This window comes from Bradyrhizobium sp. LeoB3 (assembly GCF_055456055.1).
On sequence record NZ_JBVBEF010000018.1, the window covers coordinates 80786 to 94139 of the forward strand.

Annotated in this window: 14 protein-coding genes; 8 read left to right on the forward strand and 6 right to left on the reverse strand. The window is 63.6% G+C overall.

Features of this window, described 5'->3' with window-relative positions:
* Nucleotides 1-146: 146 nt before the first annotated feature.
* Together ACZXDY_RS15215 and ACZXDY_RS15220 are read left to right on the forward strand one after the other, a co-directional pair.
* A complete protein-coding gene (locus ACZXDY_RS15215) occupies nucleotides 147-938 on the forward strand; it encodes a Bax inhibitor-1/YccA family protein (RefSeq protein ID WP_028166231.1) in 792 nt (263 codons plus the stop codon).
* A 194-nt stretch (nucleotides 939-1132) separates the two neighbouring features.
* Nucleotides 1133-1678: an N-acetyltransferase family protein gene (locus ACZXDY_RS15220; RefSeq protein WP_464346043.1), complete on the forward strand. Its 546-nt coding sequence runs from the start codon at nucleotides 1133-1135 to the stop codon at nucleotides 1676-1678.
* A 121-nt stretch (nucleotides 1679-1799) separates the two neighbouring features.
* Here ACZXDY_RS15220 and ACZXDY_RS15225 read toward each other — a convergent pair whose 3' ends face one another.
* The 3 genes from ACZXDY_RS15225 to acnA form a co-directional block, all read right to left on the reverse strand.
* The gene (locus tag ACZXDY_RS15225; protein WP_028166229.1) at nucleotides 1800-2171 is read right to left on the reverse strand and encodes a DUF2794 domain-containing protein; all 372 of its coding nucleotides are present in this window, start codon (nucleotides 2169-2171) and stop codon (nucleotides 1800-1802) included.
* Between the two features lie 444 nt (nucleotides 2172-2615).
* Nucleotides 2616-3374: a DUF1223 domain-containing protein gene (locus ACZXDY_RS15230; RefSeq protein WP_464346044.1), complete on the reverse strand. Its 759-nt coding sequence runs from the start codon at nucleotides 3372-3374 to the stop codon at nucleotides 2616-2618.
* Nucleotides 3375-3534: 160 nt separating this feature from the next.
* The gene (gene acnA / locus ACZXDY_RS15235; RefSeq protein WP_464346045.1) at nucleotides 3535-6255 is read right to left on the reverse strand and encodes an aconitate hydratase AcnA; all 2721 of its coding nucleotides are present in this window, start codon (nucleotides 6253-6255) and stop codon (nucleotides 3535-3537) included.
* Between the two features lie 312 nt (nucleotides 6256-6567).
* On the opposite strand from acnA, the gene ccmA reads away from it, so the two are divergent.
* The 5 genes from ccmA (at nucleotide 6568) to ACZXDY_RS15260 (ending at nucleotide 9456) form a co-directional block, all read left to right on the forward strand.
* A complete protein-coding gene (gene ccmA, locus ACZXDY_RS15240; protein WP_028166226.1) occupies nucleotides 6568-7170 on the forward strand; it encodes a heme ABC exporter ATP-binding protein CcmA in 603 nt (200 codons plus the stop codon).
* On the forward strand, nucleotides 7167-7835 hold the full coding sequence (gene ccmB, locus ACZXDY_RS15245) for a heme exporter protein CcmB (protein WP_028166225.1): 669 nt from the start codon (nucleotides 7167-7169) through the stop codon (nucleotides 7833-7835). The genes ccmA and ccmB overlap by 4 nt, the downstream gene beginning before the upstream one ends.
* Nucleotides 7836-7907: 72 nt before the next feature.
* A complete protein-coding gene (locus tag ACZXDY_RS15250; protein ID WP_130228363.1) occupies nucleotides 7908-8639 on the forward strand; it encodes a heme ABC transporter permease in 732 nt (243 codons plus the stop codon).
* Nucleotides 8639-8818, forward strand: coding sequence for a heme exporter protein CcmD (gene ccmD / locus ACZXDY_RS15255; protein ID WP_409334867.1), 180 nt, complete (start codon nucleotides 8639-8641; stop codon nucleotides 8816-8818). Before ACZXDY_RS15250 ends, ccmD begins: the two co-directional genes overlap by 1 nt.
* 44 nt (nucleotides 8819-8862) lie before the next feature.
* Nucleotides 8863-9456: a DsbE family thiol:disulfide interchange protein gene (locus ACZXDY_RS15260; protein WP_464346046.1), complete on the forward strand. Its 594-nt coding sequence runs from the start codon at nucleotides 8863-8865 to the stop codon at nucleotides 9454-9456.
* A 158-nt stretch (nucleotides 9457-9614) separates the two neighbouring features.
* On the opposite strand, the gene ACZXDY_RS15265 is transcribed toward ACZXDY_RS15260, so the two are convergent.
* Complete coding sequence (locus ACZXDY_RS15265) at nucleotides 9615-10217, reverse strand: septation protein A (RefSeq protein ID WP_028166221.1); 603 nt, start codon at nucleotides 10215-10217, stop codon at nucleotides 9615-9617.
* Nucleotides 10217-11155, reverse strand: coding sequence for a signal recognition particle-docking protein FtsY (ftsY, locus tag ACZXDY_RS15270; RefSeq protein ID WP_464346047.1), 939 nt, complete (start codon nucleotides 11153-11155; stop codon nucleotides 10217-10219). Before ftsY ends, ACZXDY_RS15265 begins: the two co-directional genes overlap by 1 nt.
* Before the next feature lie 48 nt (nucleotides 11156-11203).
* Between ftsY and ACZXDY_RS15275 the strand changes: the two genes are divergently transcribed.
* Nucleotides 11204-11905, forward strand: a complete 702-nt coding sequence (locus ACZXDY_RS15275; protein ID WP_464346048.1) for an RluA family pseudouridine synthase — start codon at nucleotides 11204-11206, stop codon at nucleotides 11903-11905.
* 138 nt (nucleotides 11906-12043) lie between these two features.
* Here the strand turns inward: ACZXDY_RS15275 and mtaB are convergent, their stop codons facing one another.
* A complete protein-coding gene (gene mtaB, locus ACZXDY_RS15280; RefSeq protein WP_464346049.1) occupies nucleotides 12044-13354 on the reverse strand; it encodes a tRNA (N(6)-L-threonylcarbamoyladenosine(37)-C(2))-methylthiotransferase MtaB in 1311 nt (436 codons plus the stop codon).

A 13354-nucleotide genomic window follows, 5' to 3' on the forward strand; every position in this document is an offset into this window, starting at 1 on the left:
GGTTGTGTTAGTTTCCCACATACGCCTTGGGTCGGATGGGCGGTTTGATGACACGGATTTTAATGTCCGCAGGCCGCGCTATCTGAGATAGATTATACTCGGTCCCGCAAATCCCTTGCGACCGGAACAACCACGGGAATTCGACCATGTCGGACCTAGACCGTAACTATGCCTCTCCCTTCGGCCGGGCCGCCGGTCGCATTGACACTGCGACGGTCGACGCCGGTCTGCGCGCCTACATGCTGCGCATCTACAACTACATGTCGATCGGCCTAGCGATCACGGGCCTGGCCGCGCTCGGCGTCTATATGGCGGCGGTGACGGCGGATCCGTCCGCAGCCGTCGCAAAGTTCGGCAACGCCTATCTGACGCAGTTCGGCTATGCGATGTTCGTCAGCCCGCTGAAGTGGCTGTTCATCCTCGCACCGCTGGTGATGGTGTTCGTGATCTCGGCCGGCATTAACCGGCTGCAGCCCGCGACTGCTCAGCTCCTGTTCTGGGTGTTCTCGGCGCTGATGGGCCTCTCGCTGTCGTCGATCTTCCTGGTGTATACGCACACCTCGATCGTGCGGGTGTTCTTCATCACCGCGGCGACCTTTGGTGCGCTCAGCCTCTACGGCTACACCACCAAGCGTGACATGAGCGGCATGGGCTCGTTCCTGTTCATGGGCCTGATCGGCATCATTATCGCCAGCCTGGTCAACCTGTTCCTGGCGAGCTCGGCGCTGCAGTTCATCGTTTCGGTGGTCGGCGTGCTGGTGTTCGCGGGCCTCACCGCTTGGGATACCCAGCGGCTGAAGAACGACTACATCTACGGCTACGCCTCGCAGGGTGGCGCGATTGCCGAGCGTGCGGCGATTACCGGCGCACTCTCGCTCTACCTGAACTTCATCAACCTGTTCACGCTGCTCCTGCAGCTCCTCGGACAGCGCGACTAAGCGCCTCCGGCAGTACCAACGATCGAAGCCCCGGCCTCACCGCCGGGGCTTTTCGTTTGCGCGCTCAGTCCCCTACCCGGGCTCGTTCCCGAGCATCCACCCTTGGCGAGAAAGGCGTGGATGGCCGGGTCAAGCCCGGCCATGACAGATAAGGAGTGCGTTGCTCCCGGGAAACCTGCTGCTATCTTGCCGCCATGTCCGCCGTCGAGATCAGGCCCGCCACTGAGGCCGACCTTCCCTCCGTCACTGCAATTTACGAGCACGCGGTGCGCTTCGGCACCGCGACGTTCGAGCTGGTCCCGCCGGACCTCGCGGAGATGACGCGCCGCTTCAGGGCGCTGACGGATGGCGGCTTTCCCTATTTCGTCGCCTTCCTTGACGGACGCGTGGTCGGCTATGCCTATGCCGGGGCCTACCGCCCGCGTCCGGCCTATCGCTTCACGGTGGAGAATTCGATCTATCTGGATCCCTCGATCCACCGCCGTGGCATCGGCCTGCAACTGCTGCAGCGGCTGATCAGCGAATGCGAGGCGCGCGGCTACCGGCAGATGATCGCGGTGATCGGAGACTCCGCCAACGCCGGGTCAATCGGCGTTCACCTCAAGACTGGCTTCACGCTGATCGGAACCCATCCGAGCGTCGGCCTCAAATTCGGCCGCTGGCTCGACACGGTGATGATGCAGCGCGCGCTCGGCGACGGCGCCACCACGGTGCCGACCGACGATCCGGGCCGGCGTTAATTCTCTGTCATTCCGGGGCGCGCGTAAGCGCGAACCCGGAATCCAGAGGTTGGTGAGAGCGCAATTTGCCGCACGAGACTCCGGGTTCGCTTCGCGCCCCGGAATGACGGACGCCGCGGCCTTAAACAACCGCCAGCTTGCGGTCGATCACGAGCAGCACGCGCTCCAGCTCATGGCCGCGGCGCAGGATCAGGCCGGTCGCCGAGATCACGCTGTACATGCCCTGCTTGCGGGCGAGCCGCGGGTCCTTTTCGATTCGATAGATCGGGACTTCGGAGGAGCGGCGGAACACCGAGAATACGGCGCGATCTTTCAGGAAGTCGATCGCGTAATCGCGCCACTCGCCGTCGGCGACCATACGGCCATAGAGATTGAGGATGCGATTGAGTTCGAGACGATTGAACGTGACGCGGTTCTGTAGCGGGCTGGCAGCGACGGGCCGCGCCGCCGCGCGAAGCCCGCTTGGATCGGTGTCCTCCGATATCGATATCATCAAGCGCCTCCTGTCATGCGGCTGACATGATTGCGCTAACCGGGCAGCGCCGCAAGGGTTCAGAGCCGCCGTGCGACGAATGGGAAGATTTTCCAGGAGTCACAGTATCGTTAGAAAGAATCTTATTGCTGCCCCACTTCCGCCCACCGCCCGCCCCGCTGCCCTGCGAAAAGGAAATCCTGCGTTGGCCCGGTTCTTTCGGTTCCGGATTCCTCAGCCCCCAGCCCCCCGGGGCCGTCGGGACCGGGCCTGTTCGCAGGGGAGTTAACTCCCTTTTGACTGGGCCAACGAGAGTTGGTCCTTTTCTTTTTTGGGGTCCCTCACGACACGTCATTCCGGGCACGCGACAGCGTGAACCCGGAATCTGGAGGTTGATGGCGAGAGACTCCGGGTTCGCGCGATGCGCGCCCAGAATGACAGGATGTGGCGGGTTTGATTTAGACCTTACCGCAGCGGCGTCATGGCCGCACCGAGCATCGGGCCCGGCTTGTCGCGATTGCCGTCCTGGACATAGACGACGGCGGCGTCGACGCCTTCACGCGAGATGTTCTCGATCGGCACGGTCCAGCTTCCCGCGCTGCCATTCCAGTCGCCGACCTTCAACAGGTTACGCACCACGTTGTGGTAGGTGATCTCTTGCCCGCGATTCTCGCCGCGCCCGATCGAGATCGGCACCGCCTTGGAGATCGAGCAAATCCAGACTTCGCCATGCTTGACGCGCGGCCCATTGCTGGCCGCCACCGAGACATTGATCTGCCTGCCGGACAGCGACATCGTCACCGGCACCGACATCACGCCCTCGGTCGCGGTATCCTTGATCGCAGTCTCGATGCCGACGCGATCGCTGCCGATCACCTTCGCCGAGCCGTTAACGATGACTTGCGGCGTATAGACGTCGCGGTCGCCGCGCACATGCGAATAGGCTTTCTGGCGCGCGCTGAAGCGCGAATCAGCCAGCGTGTCCTTCCAGCCGAGATAATCCCAGTAGTCGATCGGCATGCTGAGCGCGATGACATTCGGGTCCTTGGCGAGTTCGCCGATGATTTTGTCGGCCGGCGGGCAGGACGAACAACCCTGTGAGGTGAAGAGCTCGACGACCGCACGGGGATCGGCGTGGGCCGGTCGGATGATCGCGATAATGGCGCAAACACTGAGCGCGCCGGACCAAAGCGAAAGACGATTATAGGCCATCATCGCTGTCATTCTGAGAACCGATCGTGATGATTTCCATCCGTAATTGTACGGGACATGAGAGACGACCCTGAAGAGTATGCCCCTGACGTGCGAAAGCGGCCTTTTTCATAGGCCGCCCGCATTTTCCTAGCCATTCACGTAGCAGTGAGGCACCGATCACAAATCCGCGTTAGGCCGCGAGCTTGCGCAACACGTAGTGCAGGATGCCGCCGTTGCGATAATAATCGAGCTCATCGAGCGTATCGATGCGGCAAAGCAGCGGGACATGCTGCACTTTGCCATCGCTGGAGGTGACGTCCGCCGTCAGCATCTGGCGGGGCTTCAAATCGCCCTGCAAGCCACGAATCGTGACCTTCTCGTCGCCCTTGATGCCGAGCGACTGCCATGACGTGCCCGGCTCGAAGGTGAGTGGCAGCACACCCATGCCGACCAGATTGGAGCGATGGATGCGCTCGAAGCTCTGGCAGATCACCGCGCGAACACCGAGCAGGCGGGTGCCCTTGGCCGCCCAGTCGCGCGATGAGCCGTTGCCGTACTCGGCGCCGGCGAACACCACCAGCGGCACGCCTTCCGCTTGGTACTTCATCGCGGCATCGTAGATCGACATCTGCTCGCCGTCGGGCCAGTGCTTGGTGTTTCCGCCTTCCGGAATGTTGCCGTCGGCGCCCTTGAGCATGAAGTTCTTGATGCGGATGTTGGCAAAGGTGCCGCGCATCATGACCTCATGGTTGCCGCGCCGCGTACCATACTGGTTGAAGTCGGCGGGCCGCACCTGATGCTCGCTCAGGAATTTACCGGCTGGCGACGTCAGCTTTATCGAGCCGGCCGGCGAGATGTGGTCGGTCGTGATCTTGTCGCCGAACATGGCGAGGATCCGCGCCTCGACGATGTCGGTGATCGGCTCGGGCTCCTTCTTCATGCCCTCGAAATAGGGCGGGTTCTGCACATAGGTCGAGCTCATGTTCCAGCGATAGGTCTCGCTCTCGACCGTCTTGATCTTGCGCCAGTTGGTATCGCCCTTGAACACGTCGGCGTATTTCTTCTTGAAGATCGACGCGGTGACGAACTTCTTCATGAAGGCGTTGATTTCCTTCGCGGTCGGCCAGATGTCCTTCAGGTAAACCGGCTTGCCGTCCTTGCCGTCGCCGATCGGCTCGACCGCGAGATCCTTGGTCACGGTGCCCGCCAGCGCGTGCGCGACGACCAGCGGCGGCGAGGCGAGATAGTTCGCCTGCACGTCAGGACTGACGCGGCCCTCGAAGTTGCGGTTGCCCGACAGCACGGCGGCGGCGACGATGCCGTTGTCGTTGATCGATTTCGAAATCTCTTCCGGCAGCGGGCCGGAATTGCCGATGCAGGTGGTGCAGCCGAAGCCGACCAGGTTGAAGCCGACCTTGTCGAGATCGGCCTGCAGGCCGGAATTGGCGAGATATTCCGCCACCACCTGGCTGCCCGGGGCAAGCGAGGTCTTCACCCAAGGCTTCGCCTTCAGGCCCTTGGCGACCGCGTTGCGTGCCAAAAGGCCGGCGCCGATCAGGACGCTCGGATTGGAGGTGTTGGTGCAGGAGGTGATCGCCGCGATCACGACGTCGCCATGGCCGAGATCGAAGTTGCGGCCCTCGACCTGATAGCGCTTCTCCGCATCATCGGCCTTCTTGTATTCGCTGGCGAGCGCCGTTGCGAAGCCGGTCGCGACCGCAGGAAGGGCGACGCGGCCCTCTGGGCGCTTCGGCCCGGCCATCGACGGCACGACATCCTTGAGATCGAGAATCAGCTTTTCCGTGAACACCGGATCGGTCGATTTCGCCGTGCGGAACAGGCCCTGCGCCTTGGCGTAGGCTGAGACCAGCGCGACGCGGTCCGCCTTGCGGCCGGAGGTCTTGAGATAATCGATGGTCGCGGCGTCCACCGGGAAGAAGCCGCAGGTCGCGCCGTATTCCGGCGCCATGTTGCCGATCGTCGCCTTGTCCGCGACCGAAAGATAATCGAGGCCGGGGCCGAAGAACTCGACGAACTTGCCGACGACGCCCTGCTTGCGCAGCATCTGCGTCACCGTCAGCACCAGGTCGGTCGCGGTGACACCTTCCTTGAGCTGGCCCTTGAGCTTGAAGCCGACCACTTCGGGCAGCAGCATCGACAAGGGCTGGCCGAGCATGCAGGCTTCCGCCTCGATGCCGCCGACGCCCCAGCCGAGCACGGCAAGGCCGTTAACCATCGTGGTGTGCGAATCAGTGCCGACAAGCGAATCGGGATAGGCGACCTCGAAGGTGCCGGTCTTCTTGCCGACCGTCATCTTCTCCTTCTTGGTCCAGACCGTCTGGGCCAGATATTCGAGATTGACCTGGTGGCAGATGCCGGTACCAGGCGGCACCACCGAGAAGTTCGAGAATGCCTTCTGGCCCCATTTCAGGAACTCGTAGCGCTCCTGATTCTGCTTGTATTCCTCGACCACATTCTTGGCGAAGGCCTTGTTGTCGCCGAAGAAGTTGACGATCACGGAGTGGTCGATGACGAGGTCGACCGGCACCAGGGGGTTGATCTTCTCCGCGTCGCCGCCGAGATTCTGCATCGCGTTGCGCATCGCCGCGAGATCGACCACGGCCGGAACACCCGTGAAATCCTGCATCAGCACGCGCGCGGGGCGGAAGGCGATTTCATGCTCGAGCTTGCGCTTCCTCAGCCACTTGCTGACTGCGACGATATCTTCCTTCTTGACGGTGCGGCCGTCCTCGTTGCGCAGAAGGTTTTCAAGCAGCACCTTCATCGAGTATGGCAGCTTCGAAATGCCCTTCAGACCGTTCTTCTCTGCCGTAGGCAGGCTGTAATAGACGTAGGTCTTGCCACCGACCTTGAGGGTCTTGCGGCATTTGAAGCTGTCGAGCGATGTCATGCGAGGAAATCCCACTTATTCCGTTATACCCGGCAAGGGTATTTTTATACCGGCAGCGGCGAGGTCGGCTTCCCGCTTGCGGAGGCCGATGGTGTGCTGCATCAAGTTCCGGGGCTTATAGAATCTTTCTAGAAGCGCCGCCACACCGACGAGCGCGCCACAGCCTTGCGCCACCCAAAAATTCTCAACGGCTAGCGAAAGATTTCTTTGAGCATGATCCGAAAAAGTGGGGACCGGTTCTCCCCGCGACAAACGCGAAGCGTCTGCGCGGCGATCGTGCTTGGACAGATCTAGAGGGCCGTGAAGGGCATGATGCGGCTCTCGGGACAAAACTTGCGATGCGTGCGGGGCGGCCGCGAAGTGTTTTCCGGATTAGGCTTTGCAGCATCATCGGGCGAAGCGCTTGCCATCACCGGCCCCAACGGCTCGGGCAAGACCTCGCTGTTGCGCGTGATCGCCGGCCTCTTGGTGCCGTCGGACGGCTCGATCACGCTCGATGGCGGCGAGGCCGAACTGACGGTGGCCGAGCAGGCGCACTATCTCGGCCATCGCGACGCGCTGAAGCCGGGCTTAAGCGTGCTCGAAAATCTTTCCTTCTGGCGGGATTTTCTCGGCGGCGAATCGGATGACGCCGGCCGATGCCTCGCCTCCGTCGGTCTTGACCATGCGACCCATCTGCCCGCCGCCTACCTCTCCGCTGGCCAGCGCCGACGGCTGTCGATCGCGCGGCTGCTGGTCGCGCGACGGCCGGTCTGGCTGCTGGACGAACCGACCTCCGCGCTCGACACCAAAGGCCAGGACCTCTTCGTCACTTTGATGCGCGATCATCTCGCAGGCGGCGGCATCCTGATCGCCGCCACCCACACCCCGCTCGGCATCGATGTCAGGGAAATGCGCATGGGGGCTGGGTCATGACCGCGCTCTCGGCACTGATTCGGCGCGACATCCGGATTGCGCTGCGCGTCGGCGGCGGCGCGCTGATCGGCGTGTTGTTCTTCCTCACCGTCACCGTGCTGATGCCGTTCGCGGTCGGGCCGGACCTCGCGCTGTTGACGCGGCTGGGACCGGCGATCCTCTGGCTCGGCGCGCTGCTGGCGAGCCTTCTGACGCTGGACCGGCTGTTCATGGCCGACCACGAGGACGGCTCGCTGGATCTCATCGTGATGAGCCGGACGCCGCTGGAACTCGCCTGCGCGGCGAAGGCGCTGGCGCATTGGCTTGCCGCCGGCCTGCCGTTGATCGTGGCAACGCCCGTGCTCGGGCTGCTGCTCAATCTCGATGGCACCGCGACCTTGGCGGTGGCGCTGACGCTGCTGGCGGGCACCCCCGCGCTCACCTTCACCGGCATGATCGGGGCGGCGCTCGCCGTCACGTTGCACCGCGGCGGGCTGCTGCTGGCCGTGCTCGTGCTGCCGCTATCGATTCCCGTGCTGATTTTCGGCGTCGCGGCCTCGCAAGCCGCGATTATGGGCCCATTGTCGTTCGGAACCCCGTTCTCGATCCTGTGCGCGCTGTCGCTGGTGAGTTTCGTGGTCGGGCCTTTTGCCGCAGCCGCCAGCCTGCGGCATGGGCTGGATTGAGATCAATCAACTCTTCACGAGAGGTTTTGGGCCAATTGCTTGCGACGCCGGCCGCGACTATCAGAGAAAGCCATGAGCCTGATCGACCTTGCGAACCCCACGAAATTCCTCGCGCTGACCGCGCGCGTGCTGCCGTGGCTGGCGGGCGCGACCGCGATCCTGCTCCTGATCGGGCTCTACCAGTCCGCGATGGCGCCGGACGATTACCAGCAGGGCGCGACAGTCAAGATCATGTTCATCCACGTGCCGAACGCGTGGCTGTCGATGTTCGTCTGGGGCATCATGAGCATCGCCTCGCTCGGCACGCTGGTCTGGCGACATCCGCTCGCTGACGTCGCGGCAAAGGCCGCAGCCCCGATCGGCGCCGCCTTCACCTTCCTCGCCCTCGTCACCGGCTCGCTATGGGGCCGGCCGATGTGGGGGACCTATTGGGAATGGGATGCCCGGCTCACCTCGGTGCTGATCCTGTTTTTGATGTATCTCGGCCTGATCGCGCTGTGGCGCGCGGTGGAGGATCCCTCGCGCGCGGCGCGCGCCGCCGCGGTGCTGACGCTGGTCGGCGCGATCAACATCCCAATCATCAAGTTCTCGGTCGACTGGTGGAACACGCTGCACCAGCCGGCATCCGTGATCCGGATGGGCGGGCCGACGCTGGATAATGCCTTCCTGATTCCGCTCCTGGTGATGGCGGTCGCATTCTCGCTTCTGTTCATCACGCTGCACCTGGCGGCGATGCGGAACGAAATCCTGCGCCGCAGGGTGCGCAGCCTGCAGATGATGCAGGCCAACCAAAAGGCGGCATGATGGCAGCGCTCGGCCCCTACGCCTCCTTCATTGCGACATCCTACGGGCTGGTAGCAGCCGTGGTGGTGCTGCTGATCGTCTGGATCTTTCTCGACTACCGCCAGCAGACGGCGCGGCTGCGCGAACTCGAGGCCAGCGGCATTGTCAGGCGCTCCGGGCGCAGCGCGGCGGAGATCTAGAGCATGATCCGGAAAAGGGGAAATCGGTTTTCCGAAAAGATCTCATGAGCAAACCCATTGCCGAAACCGCGCCGCGGAGCCGGCGCTGGCTGGTGGCGCTGCCGCTGGTGGTCTTTGCCGCCCTCGCCGCGCTATTCCTGCTGCGGCTCTATGGCGGCGATCCCTCGAGGATTCCATCGGCACTGATCGGCCGGCCGGCGCCGCAAACCGCGCTGCCCGCGCTCGAAGGGTTGACCAGAGATGGCGCGCAGGTGCCCGGACTCGATCCCGCCGCCTTCAAGGGCAAGGTCAGCCTCGTCAATGTCTGGGCGTCCTGGTGCGTGCCGTGCCATGACGAAGCGCCGCTCTTGACCGAGCTCGCCAAGGACAACCGGCTGCAGCTCGTCGGCATCAACTACAAGGATGCGCCCGACAACGCCCGCCGCTTCCTCGGCCGCTACGGCAATCCGTTCAGCATCGTCGGCGTCGACGCCAACGGCCGCGCCTCGATCGAATGGGGCGTCTATGGCGTGCCCGAGACCTTCATCGTCGGCCGCGAGGGCACCATCGTCTACAAGATGGTCGGACCGGTGACGCCGCAGAATTTCGACAGCGTGCTCAAGGTCGAGATCGAGAAGGCGCTAAGAGCGGGAACGTAATTCCCTCCGTCATTCCGGGGCATCGCGCGACGATGAACCCGGAATCCATTCCACCACTTGCGCCTGCCGCCCGATGGATTCCGGGCTCGTGCGGAGCCTGTCATCGGGCCGCGCTTCGCGCGGACCCGTTGGCACGCCCCGGAATGACGAGGGCGGGATTATCCCTTACTCACGTCCCCGGCCTCCGCCTCGCTCCGCTCCAGTGAGACCGGCTCGAGCTGGTAGCGCTTGATCAGTGGCATCTGGGTGACGGCAAACAGCATCGTCAGCGGCACCATGCCGAACACCTTGAAGGTGACCCAGAAATCGGTGGTCTGGGTGCGCCAGACGATCTCGTTCACCACGGCCATCGCCAGGAACCACAATGCCCAGCGGAAGGTGAGGATGCGCCAGCCATGCGGGGTGAGGTTGAACATCTGGTCGAACATGATCGCGATGAAGGAACGGCCGAACAGCAGGCCGCCGCCCAAAATCGCGGCGAACAGCGTGTAGACGATGGTCGGCTTCATCTTGATGAAGGTCTCATCGTGCAGGATCAGCGTCAGCGTGCCGAACACGACGACAACCACCGCCGTGACGATCGCCATCAAGGGCACATGCCGCGTCACGAGGTAAGCCGCGATGATCGCAATCACCACGGCCACCATGAATACGCCGGTGGCGATGAACAGGTTCGACTTGGCATTGACGAAGAAGAAGATGAGCAGCGGACCAAGCTCGGTTGCGAGCTTGAACAGAGGATGCGGTGCTTTCTTGTCCATTACTCGATCCCTGCGATCGCCCTGGCGAAATCGCGCGCGGTGAAGGGGGCAAGATCATCGACGCCTTCGCCGACGCCGATGAAATGCACCGGCAATTTATGCTTCTCCGACAGCGCCACCAGAATGCCGCCCCGTGCGGTGCCGTCCAGTTTCGTCATCACGAGGCCGGTGACGCCAGCAGTACGGTGAAAGGCCTCGACCTGCGACAGCGCATTTTGTCCCACCGTGGCGTCGAGGACCAGGAGCACCGCATGCGGCGCCGTGGCATCGACCTTCCGGATCACGCGCACCACCTTTTCGAGCTCGTTCATCAATTCGGCTTTGTTCTGCAGCCGGCCGGCGGTATCGATCAGCAGCACGTCGAGCTTCTGCTCCTTGGCCGCGCTGAGCGCATTGAAGGCGAGGCTTGCGGAATCCGACCCCTGCGCGCCGGCGATGACGGGAGATTTGGTCCGTTCGCCCCAGATCTTGAGCTGCTCGATCGCGGCGGCCCGGAAGGTGTCACCGGCGGCCAGCATCACCTTGCGGCCTTCGGCGGAAAACTTCGCCGCGAGCTTGCCGATGGTCGTGGTCTTGCCGGAGCCGTTGACGCCGACCACGAGGACGACGAATGGTTTTTTCGCCGCATCGATCTCGAGCGGCTGGGCCACCGGCGCCAGCACCTTCTCGACCTCGGTTGCGACCACGGCCTTGACCTCGTCGGCCGAGATCTCCTTGTCGTAGCGACCGGCGCCGACAGCGTCCGCGATGCGCACGGCGACATCGGTGCCGAGATCGGCGCGCAGCAGCACATCCTCGATATCATCGAGCATGGCGCGGTCGAGCTTGCGCTTGGTGACGAGGCCTGCAACGGCAGTGCCGATCGAACTCGAGGTCCGCTTCAGCCCGTTGGAGAGCCGCTTCCACCAGCTCAGTTTGGGTGCAGTGGTATCGTTCATGGCACGGGTGTGTTAGCCGTTTCGCCCCGCAAACGAAAGTCTCGACGCGTGAACGATGTTCCACAATTGACGCCGGCGGAAATCGAGGCCCGCGTGCTCCATCGCGACGGCCTGATGCTGGTGATCGACAAACCGGCCGGAATTCCGGTGCATCGTGGCCCAAAAGGCGGCCCCAACCTGGAAGCCTCGTTCGACGCGCTGCGTTTCGGCCTGCCGCGGCCGCCGGTGCTCGCCCATCGGCTGGACCGGGACACCTCGGGCTGCCTCGTCCTTGGGCGACATCGCAAGGCGACCGCCTCGCTCGGCCTGTTGTTCAAGCACGGCAAGATATCAAAGACATATTGGGCCGTGGTCGAAGGCGGACCTGCCGAAGAGCAAGGCACGATCGATCTGCCGCTCGGCCGCAAGAACGCCGAACGCGGCTGGTGGCAGAAGCCGGACCCGGAAGGTCAAAAGGCCGTGACAAACTGGAAGGTGCTCGGCCGCGGCGACGGTCTTGCCTGGCTCGCGATGGAACCGGTCACCGGCCGCACCCATCAATTGCGCGTGCACGCTTCCGCCATGGGCTGGCCGATCTTTGGCGACAACATCTACGGCAACGGCCCGCGCTTCGGCGAGCCGCGCCTGCATCTGCACTCGCGCGAATTGGTGATCCCGATCTCGAAGAACAAGGACCCGGTGCGAGTAGTCGCGCCGGCGCCGGCGCACATGCACGAGCGGCTGCGGGCGTGCGGCTGGAATGGGGAGTAGAGTAAGAGAACAACACGATCGCGGCGCCAGTTGATGCGCCCTCGCCCCTTGTGGGAGAGGGCAGCTCCGCAGCGGGCAGCGAACTCACCAGGGTGAGGGGTTCTATCCACAAACACCGGCGCCCGCGGAGACAACCCCTCATCCGGCGTGGACTGCGTCCACGCCACCTTCTCCCACAAGGGGAGAAGGAAGAAGCCGCGCACCATCATTACCACTGATCGCAAGCGCCCGCACCGCGCCCGGCGTTTCGCCACTGATCGCGACCGGCAGGAAGTGCTCCGTGCGGCCCTGTTTGTCACTCTCGATCAGGACCTGACGCGTCGCGCCGATTTCGGCGGCGAGCCGCTTGCGCAACGCCGCGTCGCCCACGGCGCGCAGTCGTCGCGCACGTTCCTTGATCTCTCCGCCTGCCACCTGCGGCATTCGGGCGGCCGGTGTGCCCGGGCGCTTGGAATACGGAAACACGTGCAGGAAAGTCAGGTCGCATTCCGCGACCAGATCCTGCGAGCGCGCAAACATGTCTTCCGTCTCGGTCGGAAAGCCCGCGATGATGTCGGCGCCGAACGCCATATCCGGCCGCAGCCGCCGCACCTGCGCGCAGAACGCAATCGCGTCCTGACGCGAGTGCCGCCGCTTCATCCGCTTCAGGATCAGATCGTCACCGGACTGCAGCGACAGATGCAGATGCGGCATCAGCCTGTCATCGTTGCCGATCACGTCGAGCAGATCGCGATCGGCCTCGATGGAGTCGATCGAGGAAATGCGCAGGCGCTGCAACTCCGGCACGTGCTTCAGGATCTGCCGCGTCAATGTGCCCAACTTGGGCGTGCCCGGCAGATCGGCGCCATAGCTGGTGAGGTCAACGCCCGTCAGTACGATCTCGACATGGCCGCGTTCGACCAGCGCACGCACCTGATCGACCACCGCGCCCATCGGTACCGAACGCGAATTGCCGCGGCCGAACGGGATGATGCAGAAGGTGCAGCGATGGTCGCAGCCGTTCTGCACCTGCACGAACACCCGCGGCAGGCCCTTCTGAAAACGTTCCAGCAGATGCGGCGCCATTTCCCTGACCGCCATGATATCGGCGACTGCGATCTTCTCGCTCGCCGCCACACTAAGGCCCGCATCGAACACGGCGCGTGCATCGTGCCAGGCTGCGCTTCGCGTCTTCTCATCATTGCCGATGACGCGATCGACTTCCGCCATGTCAGCGAACATCTGCGCTTGGGTCTGCGCCGCGCAGCCGGTGACGACGATGCGCGCTTCGGGGCGCTCGCGCTTCAACCGGCGGATCGATTGGCGCGCCTGCGCCACCGCCTCATTGGTAACCGCGCAGCTATTGATGACGATGGTGTCGGCAAGGCCGGCATTGTCAGCCTCGTGCCGGATCAGCTCCGATTCGAACGCATTCAGGCGACAGCCGAAGGTGATGACGTCGACGGTCAT

Excerpts from the sequence above, each read along its gene's own strand:
- ACZXDY_RS15215 (WP_028166231.1), top strand. The coding sequence starts at position 147 with ATGTCGGACCTAGACCGTAACTATGCCTCTCCCTTCGGCCGGGCCGCC.
- ACZXDY_RS15220 (WP_464346043.1), top strand. The coding sequence starts at position 1,133 with ATGTCCGCCGTCGAGATCAGGCCCGCCACTGAGGCCGACCTTCCCTCC.
- ACZXDY_RS15225 (WP_028166229.1), bottom strand. The coding sequence starts at position 2,171 with ATGATATCGATATCGGAGGACACCGATCCAAGCGGGCTTCGCGCGGCG.
- ACZXDY_RS15230 (WP_464346044.1), bottom strand. The coding sequence starts at position 3,374 with ATGACAGCGATGATGGCCTATAATCGTCTTTCGCTTTGGTCCGGCGCG.
- acnA (WP_464346045.1), bottom strand. The coding sequence starts at position 6,255 with ATGACATCGCTCGACAGCTTCAAATGCCGCAAGACCCTCAAGGTCGGT.
- ccmA (WP_028166226.1), top strand. The coding sequence starts at position 6,568 with ATGCGGCTCTCGGGACAAAACTTGCGATGCGTGCGGGGCGGCCGCGAA.
- ccmB (WP_028166225.1), top strand. The coding sequence starts at position 7,167 with ATGACCGCGCTCTCGGCACTGATTCGGCGCGACATCCGGATTGCGCTG.
- ACZXDY_RS15250 (WP_130228363.1), top strand. The coding sequence starts at position 7,908 with ATGAGCCTGATCGACCTTGCGAACCCCACGAAATTCCTCGCGCTGACC.
- ccmD (WP_409334867.1), top strand. The coding sequence starts at position 8,639 with ATGGCAGCGCTCGGCCCCTACGCCTCCTTCATTGCGACATCCTACGGG.
- ACZXDY_RS15260 (WP_464346046.1), top strand. The coding sequence starts at position 8,863 with ATGAGCAAACCCATTGCCGAAACCGCGCCGCGGAGCCGGCGCTGGCTG.
- ACZXDY_RS15265 (WP_028166221.1), bottom strand. The coding sequence starts at position 10,217 with ATGGACAAGAAAGCACCGCATCCTCTGTTCAAGCTCGCAACCGAGCTT.
- ftsY (WP_464346047.1), bottom strand. The coding sequence starts at position 11,155 with ATGAACGATACCACTGCACCCAAACTGAGCTGGTGGAAGCGGCTCTCC.
- mtaB (WP_464346049.1), bottom strand. The coding sequence starts at position 13,354 with ATGACCGTCGACGTCATCACCTTCGGCTGTCGCCTGAATGCGTTCGAA.